This is a genomic window from Rhodopseudomonas telluris, from assembly GCF_042432815.1.
GTDB lineage: Bacteria > Pseudomonadota > Alphaproteobacteria > Rhizobiales > Xanthobacteraceae > Rhodopseudomonas > Rhodopseudomonas telluris.
Genome location: NZ_JBHLWM010000001.1, coordinates 372,412 through 389,009 on the forward strand (window position 1 = coordinate 372,412; position 16,598 = coordinate 389,009).

General features: G+C 65.5%; 11 protein-coding genes. 9 read left to right on the forward strand and 2 right to left on the reverse strand.

What is annotated here, in order from left to right; all coding sequences use genetic code 11:
- Nucleotides 1–264 precede the first annotated feature (264 nt).
- From ACFFJ6_RS01670 to ACFFJ6_RS01690, 5 genes are all read left to right on the forward strand, one after another.
- On the forward strand, nucleotides 265–2,658 hold the full coding sequence (locus tag ACFFJ6_RS01670; protein ID WP_378383685.1) for an FdhF/YdeP family oxidoreductase: 2,394 nt from the start codon (nucleotides 265–267) through the stop codon (nucleotides 2,656–2,658).
- A gap of 18 nt (nucleotides 2,659–2,676) precedes the next feature.
- Nucleotides 2,677–4,074: a cytochrome ubiquinol oxidase subunit I gene (locus ACFFJ6_RS01675; RefSeq protein ID WP_378383687.1), complete on the forward strand. Its 1,398-nt coding sequence runs from the start codon at nucleotides 2,677–2,679 to the stop codon at nucleotides 4,072–4,074.
- A gap of 2 nt (nucleotides 4,075–4,076) precedes the next feature.
- A complete protein-coding gene (locus ACFFJ6_RS01680; protein ID WP_378383689.1) occupies nucleotides 4,077–5,096 on the forward strand; it encodes a cytochrome d ubiquinol oxidase subunit II in 1,020 nt (339 codons plus the stop codon).
- Nucleotides 5,097–5,180: 84 nt separating this feature from the next.
- Nucleotides 5,181–5,489, forward strand: a complete 309-nt coding sequence (locus tag ACFFJ6_RS01685) for a UBP-type zinc finger domain-containing protein (RefSeq protein ID WP_378383691.1) — start codon at nucleotides 5,181–5,183, stop codon at nucleotides 5,487–5,489.
- Between the two features lie 710 nt (nucleotides 5,490–6,199).
- Nucleotides 6,200–6,976, forward strand: coding sequence for a helix-turn-helix domain-containing protein (locus ACFFJ6_RS01690; RefSeq protein WP_378383693.1), 777 nt, complete (start codon nucleotides 6,200–6,202; stop codon nucleotides 6,974–6,976).
- A 230-nt stretch (nucleotides 6,977–7,206) separates the two neighbouring features.
- On the opposite strand, the gene ACFFJ6_RS01695 is transcribed toward ACFFJ6_RS01690, so the two are convergent.
- Nucleotides 7,207–7,440, reverse strand: a complete 234-nt coding sequence (locus ACFFJ6_RS01695; protein ID WP_378383695.1) for a DUF3551 domain-containing protein — start codon at nucleotides 7,438–7,440, stop codon at nucleotides 7,207–7,209.
- Nucleotides 7,441–7,710: 270 nt separating this feature from the next.
- On the opposite strand from ACFFJ6_RS01695, the gene ACFFJ6_RS01700 reads away from it, so the two are divergent.
- From ACFFJ6_RS01700 to ACFFJ6_RS01710, 3 genes are read left to right on the forward strand one after another with little or no spacing between them, the layout of a single operon-like run.
- Nucleotides 7,711–9,765, forward strand: coding sequence for an FUSC family protein (locus ACFFJ6_RS01700; RefSeq protein WP_378383697.1), 2,055 nt, complete (start codon nucleotides 7,711–7,713; stop codon nucleotides 9,763–9,765).
- A gap of 13 nt (nucleotides 9,766–9,778) precedes the next feature.
- On the forward strand, nucleotides 9,779–9,985 hold the full coding sequence (locus tag ACFFJ6_RS01705; protein ID WP_378383699.1) for a DUF1656 domain-containing protein: 207 nt from the start codon (nucleotides 9,779–9,781) through the stop codon (nucleotides 9,983–9,985).
- The gene (locus ACFFJ6_RS01710; protein ID WP_378383701.1) at nucleotides 9,982–10,923 is read left to right on the forward strand and encodes an efflux RND transporter periplasmic adaptor subunit; all 942 of its coding nucleotides are present in this window, start codon (nucleotides 9,982–9,984) and stop codon (nucleotides 10,921–10,923) included. The genes ACFFJ6_RS01705 and ACFFJ6_RS01710 overlap by 4 nt, the downstream gene beginning before the upstream one ends.
- Nucleotides 10,924–10,967: 44 nt before the next feature.
- Here ACFFJ6_RS01710 and ACFFJ6_RS01715 read toward each other — a convergent pair whose 3' ends face one another.
- Entirely contained in the window at nucleotides 10,968–11,228 is a 261-nt protein-coding gene (locus ACFFJ6_RS01715) for a helix-turn-helix transcriptional regulator (RefSeq protein ID WP_378383703.1), read from the reverse strand.
- A 148-nt stretch (nucleotides 11,229–11,376) separates the two neighbouring features.
- On the opposite strand from ACFFJ6_RS01715, the gene ACFFJ6_RS01720 reads away from it, so the two are divergent.
- Nucleotides 11,377–16,521, forward strand: a complete 5,145-nt coding sequence (locus ACFFJ6_RS01720) for a trifunctional serine/threonine-protein kinase/ATP-binding protein/sensor histidine kinase (RefSeq protein WP_378383705.1) — start codon at nucleotides 11,377–11,379, stop codon at nucleotides 16,519–16,521.
- The last annotated feature ends 77 nt before the right edge of the window (nucleotides 16,522–16,598 follow it).

Genomic DNA, 16,598 nt, shown 5'->3' on the forward strand with positions numbered 1-16,598 from the left:
GGCCAAACGGAGAGGCGCCGCCCACGACGGGCGGCGCATCGTTCGATCGTCACGGCGACAGCGCCAGCATGCCGCCAAGCCTAAGGCGTTGCGGCGGCCGTATCGCTTTCCCATCGGCTCTTCTGGTCGCCGTTGGACCACGTTCCGCCAAGCCTGCTGCTCGCAAGCTGCAATGCGAAATGAAAACGCATCCGCCACGACGGCTCCATGTGAAGGAGACCAGCGGGATGCTTCGTCCCGCGGCGAAGAGCGCAGGGCGGGATCGTGGCACATCGGCGACCGGATGGAATTCGAGACTACGAGGAACCGGCGGGCGGATGGGGCGCGCTCAAGGCGCTCGCCGTTGCGCTGAAGGAACAGCAGCTTCTCGTCGACGGCGTGCCGACGCTGTTGAAGCAGAACCAGCCCGACGGCTTCGATTGCCCCGGCTGCGCCTGGCCGGATCCCAAGCACACCTCGGCATTCGAATTCTGCGAGAACGGCGCCAAGGCGGTGACCTGGGAATCGACGCCGAAGCGTGTCGGTCCGGAGTTCTTCGCGCAACATACGGTCGCGTCACTGTGGGAGCGATCCGATTATTGGCTCGAGGATCAGGGCCGGCTGACGCATCCGCTGCGATACGATGCAGAGACCGACAAGTACGAAGCGGTCGACTGGCAGGTCGCGTTCGACGATATCGCCACGCGGCTCAACGCGCTCGACGATCCCAATCAGCTCGAACTCTACACGTCCGGGCGCGCTTCCAACGAAGCGGCGTTTCTGTTCCAGCTGTTCGGCCGTCAGTTCGGCACCAACAATTTTCCGGACTGTTCGAACATGTGCCACGAGCCGACCTCGGTCGGCCTGCCGCGGTCGATCGGCATCGGCAAGGGCACCGTCACGCTCGACGATTTCGACAAGGCCGAACTGATCATCTCGATCGGCCACAACCCCGGCACCAATCACCCGCGGATGATGACGCCGCTGCGCAACGCCTCGCGGCGCGGCGTCAAGATCATCGTGCTCAATCCGCTGCGCGAGCGGGCGCTGGAGCGCTTCGAGGCGCCGCAGGCGCCGATCGAGATGGCGACGACGTCGTCGACGCCGATCGCCTCGTGCTACTTCCAGGTCAGGGTCGGCGGCGACGCGGCCGCGCTGAAGGGGATCTGCAAGGCGCTAGTGGCGAAGGACAAGGCGGCGCGCGCCGCCGATCTGGCGCCACTGCTCGATCACACCTTCATCGCCGGCCACACCGCCGGCTTCGCCGAGATGGTCGCCGATCTCGAGGCCTGCTCCTGGGCGGCGATCGAACGCGCCAGCGGACTGCCGCGTGCCGATCTCGAACGGATCGCCGACGACTACGCGGCATCGAATGCCACCATCGTCTGCTACGGCATGGGCGTCACCCAGCACGCCACCGGCACCGCCAATGTCCAGCAGATCGCCAATCTGCTGCTGCTGAAGGGCAATATCGGCAAGCCGGGCGCCGGCATTTGTCCGCTGCGGGGACACTCCAACGTTCAGGGCGACCGCACCGTCGGCATCACCGAGCGACCGTCTGCGCAGCTGCTCGACCGGCTGCGCGACGTGTTCGGCTTCGAGCCGCCGCGCGCGTTCGGCCATTCTGTAGTCGATAGCATCGCGGCGATGCGCGATGGTCACGCCAAGGCGGTGATCTGCCTCGGCGGCAATCTGGCGATGGCGGCGTCGGACCCGCAGGCCTGCTTCAAGGGTTTCCGCCGGCTCGATCTCGCCGTTCATCTCGCCACCAAGCTCAACCGCACGCATCTACTCGCCGCCAGGACGACCTATCTGTTCCCGGTGCTCGGCCGCACCGACGCCGACATGCAGGCCTCCGGCCGCCAGGCGCTCACCGTCGAAGACTCGATGTCGATGGTGCACGCCTCGCGCGGCTTCCTGACGCCGCCGAGCGATCAGGTGCGCTCCGAGCCCGCGATCGTCGCCGGCATCGCCAAGGCGACGCTGGCGGGCCGGACCTGGGTCGACTGGGACGCGCTCGCCGGAAACTACGACCTGATCCGCGACGCGATCGAACAGGTGTTTCCGGAGTTCGAGGCCTACAACGATCGCATCCGTAAGCCGGGCGGCTTCCAGCTTCCGAACTCGGCAGCGATGCGAATCTGGAATACGCCGACCGGCAAGGCCAACTTCGCCATCTTCGCCGGCCTGGAAGAAGACGAGACGACCGCGGACCCCGGCGTGCTGCGGATGACCTCGCTGCGCGCGCACGATCAGTACAATACTACGATCTACGGCCTCAACGATCGCTACCGCGGCGTGTTCGGCCGTCGCGACGTGCTGTTCGCTAATCCCAAGGACCTCGCGCGGCTCGGCTTGGCCGAGGGCGACGTCGTCGATGTCGCCACCGCGCTGGACTACGCGCGGCCCGATCGCATCGTCCAGGGCTTGACGCTCGTCAGCTACAATCTGCCGGACGGCTGCTGTGCGTCTTACTACCCGGAGATCCAGCCGCTGGTGGCGCTCGAATTCCGCGATCCGGAGTGCCTGACGCCGTCCTACAAATCGATCCCCGTCAAGATCATGCCCGCCACGGCGCCGCTCGCTGGCGATCGGGCGGTGGCGCGCGACGGGATCGTCGGCCGACCGCCGACTGAGACGGCCCCTGCGCAAGCTTCGCCCACGTCCCCCACCGAATGATCTGAACAGGCTCACCCGATGGATCAGCTTCTTCTTTCCCGACTGCAATTCGCATTCACGATCGGCTATCATATCCTGTGGCCGGCCTTCACGATCGGAATCGCATGGTTCATCGTGGTGCTGAGTGCGCTGTGGCTGCGCACGCACAACCCGGTGTATCAGCACCTGGTGCGGTTCTGGACCAAGGTGTTCGCGCTCGCCTTCGGCATGGGCGTGGTCACCGGCGTCGTGATCTCCTACCAGCTCGGTCTGAACTGGTCGGGATATGCACGGGCGACGGCCGATGCGATTGGGCCGCTGTTCGTGATGGAGGTGCTCACCGCCTTCTTCCTCGAGGCCGGCTTTATCGGCGTGATGCTGTACGGCCAGGAGAAGGTCGGTGAGAAGCTGCACTTCGTCGCCTGCCTGATCGTCGCGATCGGCACGGTGCTCTCAGCGTTCTGGATCATCTCGGCGAATTCCTGGATGCAGACGCCGACAGCGTTCACGACGACGCCTGATGGCCGATTCGTCGCCACCGATTTCTGGGGCGTGGTGTTCAATCCGTCGATGCCCTACCGGCTGGCGCATATGATCACCGCGAGCTTCATCACCGGTGGTTTTGTGGTGACGGGCGTCGCGGCGTTCTGGCTGTGGCGCGGGCGCCCTGCCGATCAGCCGGCGGCACGCAAGGCGTTCTCGATCTGCCTCGGTCTGCTCGCGGTGCTGATGCCGGCGCAGATGCTGATCGGCGATCAGCACGGGTTGAACACCCGCAAATATCAGCCGATGAAGCTCGCCGCCATCGAGGCGCGCTGGGATACGGCGCGCCGCGTGCCGATCAACCTCATCGCGTGGCCGGACGAGAAGGCGGAGCGCAACGACTATGCGCTCGAGATTCCGCTGCTCGGCAGCCTGATCCTGACGCATTCGCTCAATGGCGAGGTCAAGGGCCTCAAGGAAGTGCCGCCGTCGGAGCGGCCGCCCGTGCTTCCGGTGTTCCTGGCCTTCCGCGTCATGGTCGGCTGCGGGATGCTGTTGCTTCTGGTCGCGTTTACCGGGCTGTATCTGCGCTGGCGCGGACGGCTCTACACCACGCGTTGGTACCAGATCGCCTGCATGGGCTGTGTCCCGCTGGGCTTCATCGCGACGCTCGCCGGCTGGGTGATCACTGAAGTCGGACGACAGCCCTATGTGATCTACGGCCACTTCCGCACGGCCGACGCGGTGTCGCCGATCGCTACCGGCGCCGTCGCCAGCTCGATGGCGATCGCCTTCGTGCTCTACAATTGCCTGCTGCTCGGCTTCTTCTGGTATGCGGGCCGGCTGGCGTGGCGTGGCCCGATGAGCGGAGTGCCGACTCATTCGGCCGTGCCGCTGGCGACCGTCGCCGCCGCCCTTGGACAGACCTCCCCAATCCCTAAAGGTGCGAAATGAGCATGCTGGCGAACTTCGACTTCGCGGCCTTCTTCGCCGTCAGCGCGGCGATCGTGATCGGCCTGTATGTGGTGCTGGATGGCTTCGACCTCGGCGTCGGCATCCTGTTTCCCTTCGCGCCGCGCTCGTCGGATCGCGACGTGATGATGACCACGCTGGAGCCGTTCTGGGACGGCAACGAGACCTGGCTGGTGCTCGGCGGCATGGTGCTGCTGGCGGGCTTTCCGCTCGCCTTCGCGATCCTGCTGCCGGCATTCTACGTACCGCTCTGCCTGATGCTGTTCGGGCTGGTGATCCGCGGCATCGCCTTCGAATTCCGCTCTCAGCGGGGCCAGTTCGAGATCGTGTGGTCGATGACCTTCGCGGCCGGTTCGTTCATCGCCGCGTTCTGCCAGGGCGCCGTGCTCGGAGCCTTCGTCGGGCGCAGCATCGCGGTGTCGGATGGTGCGTTCGCGGGCGGGCCGTTCGACTGGCTGGGCCTGTTCTCGATTGCGACGGGTCTCGGCGTGGTCGCCGCCTATGGCCTGCTGGGCGCCTGCTGGCTGGTGTGGAAGACGGGCGGCTCGACGCAGAACTTCGGCCGCGAGTTGATGTTGCCGACGCTGCTGTGCGCCGGCGGCGCGATCCTGCTGGTCAGCGTCTGGACGCCCTTCGTCAAGCCGCAGATCGCCGAACGTTGGTTCGTGTGGCCGGACATGCTGTGGCTGGCGCCGTTGCCGATCATCGCGGTCCTCGCCGGGATCGGCATTCTGCTGACGCGCTGGAGCGAACGCGAGTGGGCACCGTTGGCATTGTCCCTGCTGCTGTTCATCACGTCACTCGCCGGGCTCGGCGCCAGCGTGTGGCCAGAAGCCATTCCGGGCGTGATGACGATCTGGCAGGCGTCGTCGATGCACCGGACGCAGGTCATCGTCGCCGGCGCCATCGTCGTCATCGTGCCGATCATCCTGGCCTATATCGGCTACGGTTACTGGCTGTTCCGCGGCAAGACCAAGCCGGTGCCGGAGTTTCCGGAGAGCTGAAGACTGGCCGCGGCAGGCGTTTCGCACCAGCTGTGAACGTCTGCCGCCTTTGATTGTTGGGATCGTCGAACGAGGGAGATGCGCATGTCGAAGGGCTGCAAACATATCGCGGGCATTCGTGACGTGACGCCGAGCGCGCTTGGCTGCGAGGAATGCCTGAAGATCGGCAGCCCATGGGTGCACCTGCGGATCTGCCGGACCTGCGGCCATGTCGGTTGTTGTGACCAGTCTCCGCACCAGCACGCCGCGCGGCATTTCCATGCGACGGCGCATCCCATCATCGAGGGCTACGACCCGCCGGAAGGGTGGGGGTGGTGCTATGTCGATGAGGTCATGTTCGACCTGTCCGACCGCATAACTCCGCACAACGGACCGATCCGGCGCTACGTCTGACCCTCCGCCACGTCCCGGATCGGCAAGAACATCGCTCGATCGGATCTCGCATCCATGGCGGATCAAGCAACGCTCACTCGTTTTGGCCCATGAGGAAACGTGCCGTGACACGGATCGTGATCGTCCTTCCACTCATACTTGCCTGTGGACTCGCGAGCGGATCGGCCTATGCGGGGGGATGCTCGCGCTCCATTGGCAGATTGCAGTCTCGGGTCGATTCGGCGATCGATGCCCGGGTGTCCAAGCAGCCTTGGCAGCCGGAAAGCCTGTCCGCGCTCCGGGGCTATCAACCAACTCCTCATTCGCTGGCCATCGCCTCAGGAGATGCTGATCTTCAACAAGCTCTTGGGGCACTGGAACTTGCTCGAGCCGCGGATCGTGCTGGCGATAGTGATCGGTGCAGGCGCGAGCTTCGGCGCGTCAGAGCCGCGCTGCGGCGCCCTTGAGGCCGGCGGCCCGTCGATTCTGCGTCTCGCGAAGGCGAGGCCCGCCCCGCGCTGGCCGGGTGACCCTTTGAAACCCACATCCTCCCGACGTCCGGGATGCGCATACGTCCGTATGATGTTCGGTTGAACCTAACTCTTCATATTAACGGGAGCGCGCAGCGTGGCGCGTGAGCGTCAATGTGGAGGTCAGCCGTGTCGCAGCCGTCTTGCGAGTTCGCCAGCGAATCTCACCCGAACCGTCGGGCAGCCAGCATCCGAGCCCAAGTGGACGCTCTTGACCAGCATCGAGATCAGTCCGCGCATCACCGCGCCGAGACGATCGACTTCAAGAGCATTGCTGCGTCGATCAGCATCGTGACGGGTGAGGGGACTGATGTTCGCGCGGGCCAGGACGGGTGGCGATACCGAGCCGCCGATGGTGGCCCTGAAACACTGCTGAGTTTTCCCGACGTGGCGCGTCCGCTCCCCCGCCACGCGGCCGACCCATCAGCCGATCAGGATCCGATGGTCGCCAGGCTGTCCGAGGCTCTGGCGGCAGCCGAGCGCGATCCTTCTGAATTCTCCGCGCTCTATGCGGACGCCGTGCGTCTGGTGACGGTGGTCCGTCGCCTCAGCATCGAGGGGCACGCCGGCGCTTTCAAGCCGCCGCAGACGACGCCGACCGCTGGCCTTCCGAAATGGCGCCTGAAGTTGGTGTGCGATCACGTCACCGCGCATCTCGGCGAGAAAGTGACGCTGGCCGACATGGCAGCGGCGGCGCGGCTGAGCCGGATGCACTTCGCGGCGCTGTTTCTGCGGGCGACCGGCATGCGGCCCCATCAGTACCTGCTGCAGCGACGCATCGCGGCCGCGCAGGAGCTACTTCAGGATACCAACCAGCCGATCATCCAGATCGCCATTCAGGTCGGATTTCAGACTCAGGCGCACTTCACCACGGTCTTCAAGAAGATCACCGGTGTGACACCGGCAAAGTGGCGGGAGATGGTGAGGTCGCAAGGCTCGCACCCCGATCAGTTCGGCAGCGACCTCGTCGTGTCTTGAAGACTGGCCGCTTGTCGCCGCGATCAGCGGCGCTTCAAGGCGAGGCCATCGCCCATCGGTTCGCCTCGTGTCCCTCGTGCGGTGCACGACCAGGCAGGCGTCAGCTTAATATCTGATTGCTACATGCGGGCTGGAGCAAGCGGACCGCGTCAGAGAAGGCGACACCATACCGGAAAAATCAAGGGAGCGCCGCAGGTCGGCGGCGCTCCCGTTTGGTTTGGTCTATGGCGTCAGCGCGCGGTCGGCTGGGCGGCGCCGGTGTTACCGAGCAGCAGACGCGGATTGACGGTGCATTCTCCGCCGACGCCCGACGCGCTGGCGCGGCACGCGGCGAGCGTCCGATACTCGCATTCCAGGGCGTCCGCGGTGCCGTAGTCGACGCACCACTTGTAGGATGCGGCCGAAGCCGCGCTCGCGGTCAGCATACCGACACCAACAACCGACAGCATCAAAAGCTTCTTCATCGTTTCATACTCGCTTTGATCGGCAACCACTTGCCGTGCAAAGCCCATGTGCGCGCCGCACCGCGGTGATCGTTTCCGATTCTATCGGTGGTCTTCGAATTCGAACGGATGGCCGCCTAAACCATGGTTGGTATCAGCTGTGATGCCGCTGCGAAGCGTCGCGAGACCTCATCGGATGCCGATCGGCCGCGCCGGCAAACCATCGTATGATGGAGCTCACCCCGCGGTGGCTCCATCTGAGTTGCAGCCAGCTTCGAGGTGTCCGCCGACATGAGCGCATTTGATGACAGGAGCCGCGAGGATCTGCTGATCTGGCGCGGCTGGGAGGCGGCACTGCTCCGCCTCCGCGCGTGGGCTCCCAGGATTCTGTTCGGCCTGCGTCTGTCGGCCTCGGTCTGTCTCGCTCTGTTCGTCACCTATTATCTCGAATTGCAGAACTCGTTCTGGGCCGCGACCACGGCCGCTATCGTGTGCCAGCCCAATCTCGGCGCGTCGATCCAGAAAGGGCGCTTCCGCGCCATCGGATCTGCACTTGGCGCCGTGGCCATGGTTGCGCTGCTGGCGTCGTTTCCTCAGCAGCGGGAGCCGGCGATGTTGCTGCTGGCGCTGTTCTGCGGCGTTTGCGCGGCCGCGGCGACATTGCTGCGCAATTTTGCGGCGTATGCGGCAGCCCTTGCTGGTATCACCAGCGCGATCATCTTTGCCGACACCGTGACGGACCCATCGTCGGCCGCCTTTCTCGCGATTATTCGAGTCGGCGAGATCTGCATAGGCGTCTGCGCGGCTTGTGTGATCGCCATCCTCACCGACTTCGGGGCGGCGAGGCGTCAGCTATGCCAGACACTTGCCAGGATCTCGGCCGATCTCCTCGCGGGCTTTTCCGCGGATGTTGCGTCCGGCAACCCCGGCGAAGGCCGCCCGGCACGCATCGCGCTGGTACGTGAGATGGGCGCGCTGAATCTCGCCATCGATGCCGCCTTGGGCGAGCAATCCCCGATCTCCGCCGATCGGGATCGGCTTCGCCGAGTCCCGGCCATGCTGCTCGATGCACTGACAAGCTGGCGCAATGCGGCGCGCGCGGATTGCGCGAGCGAAGCCGGGTCGGCCGGCACACGAACAGAAATCCAGGCTGCTCTTGTCTCGATCGACGCGGTCCAGTTTCAACGTGATCCGGTCGGCTTCCGGGAGACGTGTCTGGCGGCGCTCGATCGTATCGTCGCGATACGTCGTTTGGATGCCGCGAGCGCGCCGGTCGTGACCGCCGCACGCGATGTTGTGCACGCCCTCGCGGCCGCCGCGGATGCGGTGCTGGCCGATGGCTCCGGTGATCGAAACGAGGGCAGGGCAGGGCGCTGGGTGCTCGTGGTCGCCGATCCGCTCCCGGCGCTGGTCAATGGTGCCCGGACGGCCGCGGCGATCCTCGCCATGACCTCGTTCTGGGTGGCGACCGCCTGGCCGTCGGGTCCGTTCGCGATCGTGTTCACTGCGGTCGCCACGCTGATCTTCGCCTCTTTCGGCGATCAGGCCCGCGATCTCGCCCGGGACTACACGATCGGCGTGGCGTTGATGGTCGCCGTCGGCGGCATATTGTATTTCGGTATTCTGCCTGCACTATCGAGCTTTGCGGCCCTGATGGGTGTTTTGTCGGTGCTGTACGTCGTGCTCGGAACGATGCAGGCGGGGTCGTGGCACAGCGTGGTCTTCCTCGCGATGACGATCTCGTCACTGCCGCTGCTCGGCGTCGGGAATCCGATCGCCTATGACGCCTCCGCATATTTCAATCTGGCGCTCGCGATTGTCGTCGGAAGCGCGTTCGGGGCTCTGTTCTTCGTCGCCATGCCGGTGGTGCCGCCGGGCCTTCGGCTGCGCCGTTTGATCGCCCTCTCGGTCCGCGACTTGCGCCGGGTCCTGTCTCGCCCCCGGCCGCGGGATCGGGAGCGTTGGACGGCGCTGATGGCGCGGCGCATCGAGTTGCTTCCGCCACAGGCGACGGCGGAGGACACAGCCGATCTCATCGCGCTCTATGCCGTCGGTCGTGCAGCTCTCCGCCTCGAACAGGCGGTGTCGGACGAGCGTTCGCTGAGTGCGCTTCGAGCCGCGCTGACGACGCTTGCCGACGGGCATCTCGCCGATGCGCGGGCCCTGCTGGTGGCATGGCGCGGCCAGAGCCACACGCCGAATCCGTCCGATCACGACGCGACGAGTCGGCGCTGGCTCGCTTGCCAGTCCCACACGTCCGTCATCATCGACGCGATCGACAACCATCCGGCGCTGCTGATTTCGCCGTTTCATGGCTGGCAGCTTTTCGTCACGGCATTCAAATGAGGCGACCGACACGATGTACCGAGAAGTGAATGTATTCGGCGTGTATGTCGCGCCGTTCGTGGTGATGATGCTGATCGCGTGGGCGGCGACGATTCCGCTCGGCATTCTCGGTGCGAGGCTGCAGGTGCGCCGGTGGGTCTGGCACCCGGGTCTCTTCAATCTGTCGGTCTATCTAATCGTTCTGTCGACGGTCGTGGTTGTTTGTGGAGCTTACCAATGACGGTCGCCGATGCCCCGCTGGCGCGCTGGTCGGTTACGAGATCGGTGCTTTCGGTGCTGGTGACGCTCGGCGCCGTCGCCGCGGCCGCCTATATGGGCCGGATGATGTGGCAGGCCTACATGGCTGCGCCGTGGACCCGTGACGGCACTGTGCGGGCCTATGTCATCAACGTGACGCCGCAGGTGTCGGGACGAATCTCGGAGCTCGCGGTGAAGGCGGCGCAGTACGTCCGCAAGGGCGATCCGCTGCTGAAGATCGATCCGATCGATTTTCAGATTGCGCTGGCGAGCGCGGAAGCATCCGTGGCCAGTGCCAAAGCGGATCTCGCCAACAAACAGGCCGAGGCCGAGCGCCGCAGCCGTCTGTCGTCTCTGGCCGTCTCCAAGGAGGAGCAGCAGATCTACACGGCAGCGGCCGACATGGCCGCCGCGACCTTGCGGCAGGCGCTGAGCAATCTCGACAAGGCGCGGCTGGCGCTCAGCCGCACGCAGATCGTATCGCCGGTCAATGGCTACGTCACCAATCTCGTCACACAGGCCGGAGATTACGCCACCAGCGGCCAGCGTGCTTTATCGATTGTCGACAGCGACAGCTTCTGGGTGGATGCGTATTTCGAGGAGACCTTGCTCCGTGGCATCCGCGTCGGCGACGAGGCGCGCGTCGCGCTCATGGCCTATCCCACTGCACTGGAGGGAGCCGTGGTCGGAATCGAGCGGGGCATCGCGGTGCCCAACGCCGAGTCCGATCCGTCCGGCCTCGCCACGGTCAATCCGGTGTTCACCTGGGTGCGGCTGGCCCAGCGCGTCCCGGTCCGCATCGCGTTGAAGGACGTGCCGCCCTCGATCGTTCTCGCCGCCGGGCTCACCGCGACGGTGTCGGTGGTGCCAAACAGTGCGTCGGCCGGCGCCAGACCGATCGTCTCGCCCGCAACTGATTAGAAGGCAGCTTGGCGTGCCGTTGCGGTCCGGACCGGTGCCCCGGTTCAGGCGCGGGACAGATGCCGATATTCCCCCGGTGAGGTGCCGACATGGCGCCGAAACGCGCGGGTGAAGGTCGCCTGCGACGAGAACTGGCAGATATAGGCAATGTCGGCCAAGCTCAGCCGGCTGTCCTTGAGCAGGTTCAGCGCGTGGTCGAGTCTTCGCTCGCTTATGAAGCGGTAGGGCGGCGTACCCGTTGCTTCTCGGAAGGCCCGGGCAAAATGATGTTTGCTGAGACAAGCGACATCCGACAGCTTCGACAAGGTCCCGTGGCCTTTTCGTAACCTGGACCGGAGCCTCGGCCGGTTCAAGCATGTCAATCTTGGCCAAAACCTTGTCCATCCGTGCAAAGACCGAGCCAGACGGTTGCTGTAGGTCTGATCCCAGGTCAACAGCAGCCCAGAGGCCTCCTTGGCCAAGTCGCAGAAAACTCATCACAGCGAGACGGCCGCAGGGGCCGCCTCCGACGACGCGGGGCTCTACGCCGCGATCGACAGTCGGTGGTGGTCCGAACTTGCCTTCTCGTTCATCGGGTTGGTCGATGGCATCGAGACGCATGTCGCGGAGGAAAAGACAGGCCGAACATGGCACATCCGCAGCGCCGCGGCGGGGACGCTTGCAGGAACTCGGTTGGAGCGCGAGGCGACGGTCGCGGCCGTTTTGGGCGGCGACGTCGCGGACATGCCCGCCTATGTTGGCGGCGGCGACAAGGTCGTTCTGGTCTACCCCGCGCGTGCGCGTCGCCTGCTGGCGGATTTGCCGATCGGTGAGGTCGCGGTCGAGCACTTTCTCGCAATTACCAAGCAGGCGGCCCTTTCGCTCGCGCGGGTTCACGAATGTGACGTGATCCACGGCGCGCTGGATCCGTCCAAACTGCTGCTCGATGCGGGCGACCGAGTTCGCTTCGCTGAATTTGGCCGGGCGCGGGCGACGGCGCAGAACCTCGCCCCTGAAATGTCGGCGCTTCCAGAGATCAGTTTCAGGTACGTGGCACCCGAGCAGGCGCGGCGAGATCGTCCGGTCCTGGACGAGCGAAGTGACCTCTACGCTTTGGGAGCCATTCTCTACGAATTCCTGGTCGGCCGCCCGCCGCTGTTCGCCACAAGCGTCGCCGAGTGGCTGCACGCCCATGTGGCGATCGAGGTGCCGCCTCCCAGCCTGGTCCGGGCGCGTATTCCGTCGAGTATCGATGCGATCCTGCTGAAGCTTTTGGCAAAGGATCCTGCTCAACGATATCAGACGGCGCGTGAGCTCCACGCCGAGATCGAACGGCTCGCCCTCTCGCTCGCGGCGGCGGGCGCCGAGGATGCACTTTCCGATCCGTCGGGGAAGCTGGCCGTTCGAGCCAGACTGGCCGACTCGTTCTTCGGCCGCACCTCCGAGATCGAGAGCCTCGTTCGTTCGCTGGACAATGTGCGGCAATCCTGCAGGGCCGAAGTGGTGCTGCTGTCGGGCCCGCCGGGTGCTGGAAAATCTGCGCTCGTCGGCCGTCTGCTGAAGCGCATCGGTCCGGGCGATGCCATCAGCGCTGTGGGCAAGGGCGACCCGCTGCGCAAGGCGATTCCGTATGCGCCGATCGTCCAGGCGCTGCGGTCGGCCATGATCAGTCTGGTGGCCGGTGACCGCGAGGTGCGAGACGCTGTACGCAGCCGTCTCGCCGATGTGCCCGGCTGCGGCCGGCTGCTGGCTGATCTCATTCCCGATGTCGAATTGCTGTCCGGAAGCAGCCGGCCTCTCCCCGAGGTTCCTGCCCATCTGGCCCAGGTGCGCACGACACGTATCATCCGCGAGACCTTTGCCGCGCTGGCCTCTGCGCAAACGCCGCTCATCCTGTTTCTTGACGATCTGCAGTGGTTCGACGGCGCCAGTCTCGATGTCGCCAAGGCGCTACTTGACGCGCGGTCCTCGCACATCCTGCTGATCTGCAGCCATCGCAGCGACGAACGGAGCGACGGTCCCTGGCGCTCGCTGTCCGACGAAGCGCGCGCCTCCGGCATTCCCTTCACCGAAATGAACCTCGCGGCGCTGTCGCCGGGCGACACGGCCGAACTGATCGCCTTCGCGCTGGACCAGCCGATCGATGAGGTCGGGGAGCTGGCCGCGATCATTCATCGCGAGACCAACGGCAACCCGTTCTACATCGGTCAGATCGTGCAGAAACTGACCGACGAGGAGATCGTTTCGTTCGACGGAGCCCGGCGGCAGTGGATATGGGATCAGGCCCGCCTGTTTCAGGGCTTCACGGTCATCGAATTCATGGCGCGGCGGCTCGAGGCGCTGCCCAAGCGCCAGCGCGAGGTGCTGCGTCATCTCGCCTGTCTCAGCCGGCGAGGATCGATCGAGGCGCTGGCCGGACTGACGGCGATCCCTGCGGGCGAAACCCGCACGCTGGTCGATAGTCTGGTGCAGGCCAACCTCGTCGTGCGCACCGGGGAGTATCTCACATTCTCGCACGACCGCGTTCGCGAGGCGGCCTATTCGCTTACCCCGGAGGAGCGTAGGCCGAGCGAGCACTTGCGCATCGCGCGCTATTTTCTTGCTGCCGGCGGCGGCGACTGCAGCCCGGATCTGGCGTTCGACATCGCGACCCAGATCAAGCGTGCCGACAGAAGCCGGCTGGAGGATCGCGAGCGTGTCGTTTTCGCCGAGGTGCTTCTGACCGCGGCCAGGACGTCGCGGTCGACCGGAGCGGTCGAGCAGGCGATGCGGTTTCTCGACGTGGCTCGCGACATGCGAGCGCGCGGCAGCGCTGCAGATAACGAGTTTCCCGTCTTCGCGGTCGAGTGGCTACGATGCGATTGCTTGCTCGCCCTCGCAGGTGCCGAGGACGCCCTCATTGCGCTCGGCGGCTTGCTGGATGTCGCCAGCACGCCCGTCGAGATCGCCGACACCTATCGGCTGCGCGCCCTCGCTCTGACCATCAGCTCCGAATACAATCAGGCGATCGAGGCTGCGTTGCAGGGCCTGTCGGCGATCGGCATCGACATCGAGCGTCTTCCTGATCTGCGCGAGCTGGAGCGGCTTTATCAGACCTGCCGCGAGCGGCTGGAAGAACTGACGCCTGAGGGGCTTCTGGCTCTGCCCGACGCATCCGACGACATTGCGCGCACCGCACAGCCGCTGTTGTCGACGCTGATCTCGGCGTCCTTCGTTCCCGGCGACCTCCGCTTCCTTCATGTTCTCAAGATCGTCGAACTCACGTTGGATTACGGCCTGACTCCCGAGTCGGCCTATGGGCTGGCGTGGTTCGGCGTCTACGGCGCGCATCACTTCGCGGCCTATGAGCAAGGCGTGCTCTGGGCCGAAGTCGCTTGCCGGATGGTGACGCGCGAGGGGTACGAGGCGCAGCGGGCCGCGGCGCTGATCGCGCTGGATCAGGTCAGCGTCTGGACCAGGCCGATGCGCTTTGCGCTGGAGCAGGCGCGCGAGGGCGCCCGCGTCGGCCAGGCCGCTGGCGATCTGGGCATGGCCTGCTATGCGCGCAACCATATCGCCTCGAATCTTCTAGTGCTCGGCGAACCGCTCGACGCGGTTCGGGCTGAGATATCGGAGGGCCTCACTTACACCATCGAGATCGGCTACAAGGATATCGAGCGCATCCTCGACGCCCAGATGGGCCTCGTCACCGCGCTGCTGAGTGGCGACATCGATCGCCATCAAGTTCCCGACGCAGATTCCATCACGTCGAAGGTGACCCAGTTCTGGGTGAGTTACTACGCCGGCGTGACCGCCTTCCTGTTCAATCGAGATGCCGCGGCGCTGCGCCATCTGGAGAAGGCGATGGACCTGGCGTGGTCCGCGCCGGCTCACATCGATACGGCGCAGTGCCGGTTCTTCTTCGCGCTGGCATCGTGCCGTTCGATCGCGGGAGGCCGGCCGACCGACGACAGGGTCGCACGCCTCGACGCAGCCCGCGCGCGCTTCGCCGAATGGGCGCGTTTGAACCCGGACACGTTCGAGAGCAAGTCTCTCCTGCTCGAAGCCGAGGCCGCCCGGCTGGGGGGCGATAGCGCGGCCGCGCAGAGATTGTACGAGCGGGCGGCCCGTGCCGCGGAGAGAACGGGCCTCATCCACGACCAGGCGCTCGCCCACGAGCTGGCCGGGAATTACTACGTGGAGGCCGGCCTGTTCGCTCCGGCGCAGGGTTGCCTTATTGCCGCGGGCGCCTGCTATCGTCAGTGGGGCGCGATCGGCAAGGCGACGCATCTCGCGGTCCGATTTCCGCAACACGCGGGCAGGGTCGCGCCGGCGGACGACGTTGGCGGCCAGCGCGAGCTAGATCTCGCGGCGCTGACGGCGGCGGCGCAGACGCTGTCCGAGGAGGTCGGACTCGACCAGGTGCTGCGAACCCTGATGCGGAACATGATCGTTCATGCCGGCGCGCAGTTCGGTCTGTTTCTGCTGCTGCAGGACGCCGTCGCGGGAATCGAGGCGTCGGCCAGGGTCGAGAAGCAGGAGATCCGTGTCGATCTCTACAGCGCGATCCCGACCGACGACGACCTGCCGCTGTCGTTGCTGAAGACCGTGATGCGGACCAAGAAAGCCGTCACCTTCGCCGACGTATCGGCGGACGCGCCGCAGCTCGATGCGGCCGGGCCGCGCCGTCGCGCCGCCCGCTCGCTGGCTTGCATTCCCTTCATCAAACGCGGCGATCTGGTCGGTGTGCTGTACCTGGAGAACTCGCTGGCCGCCAACGTCTTCACGCCCGGCCGGACCGCGATGCTCGAAGTGCTCGCCGCGCAGGCGGCGATCTCGCTGGATGCGGCGCGGCTGTATCGCAATCTGATCGAGGAGAATCGCCGCCGGGCCGAGGCGGAGTTTCAACTGCGCGAAGCCCGCGCCGAGTTGGGGCGGACATCGCAGATGACCGCGCTCGGCAGCTTCGCCGCGTCGATCGTGCACGAGATCAATCAGCCGATCGCCAGCATTCTGGCGCAATCCGAGGCCGCGCTGCGGTGGCTGAACCGGGAGCAGCCGGACATCGCCGAAGCGACCCAGGGGTTGACCCGGATCAGGAGTTCCGGCCGCCGCACCGCCGACATCGTGAAGTCGCTACGGTCGCTGGGCAAGCAGGCGCCGGCGACGTTCTCACCGATCTTTCTGGAGGAGGTGGTCGAGGAGGTGATGCGGCTGATCGCCGACGACCTCGATGCGGACAGCGTGCAGATGACCGTGGACCTGTCCGATCGGCGGCGCAGCATTTCGGCTGATCGCGTCCAGCTGCAGCAGGTCATCTTCAATCTCGTCACCAATGCGATCCACGCCATGGCGGAGATGGACGAGCACGCCCGCCTGATCGCGATCAGGACTACTTACGCCGGTGATGGGCTGGTGCGCCTGACGATCCAGGACAGTGGTTGCGGCATGTCCGATGAGGTGAAGAGCAAGATCTTCGACCCGTTCTTCACCACCAAGGCGTCCGGAATGGGGGTCGGATTGGCGATCTGCCGCTCGATCGTGGAACTGCACCGCGGGACGATCAGCGTGCGATCAGCGCCTGGCAAGGGAAGTACATTCGAGATCGCCATCCCCATCGTGCGAGAAGCCTTGTCTTGAAGGCTTTCACTCGAAGGCTGAGTTGCCGCACGTCTCTTGCGCCGCCTGCGATGCCGTTGGGCGCAGCCGCGCGGAAC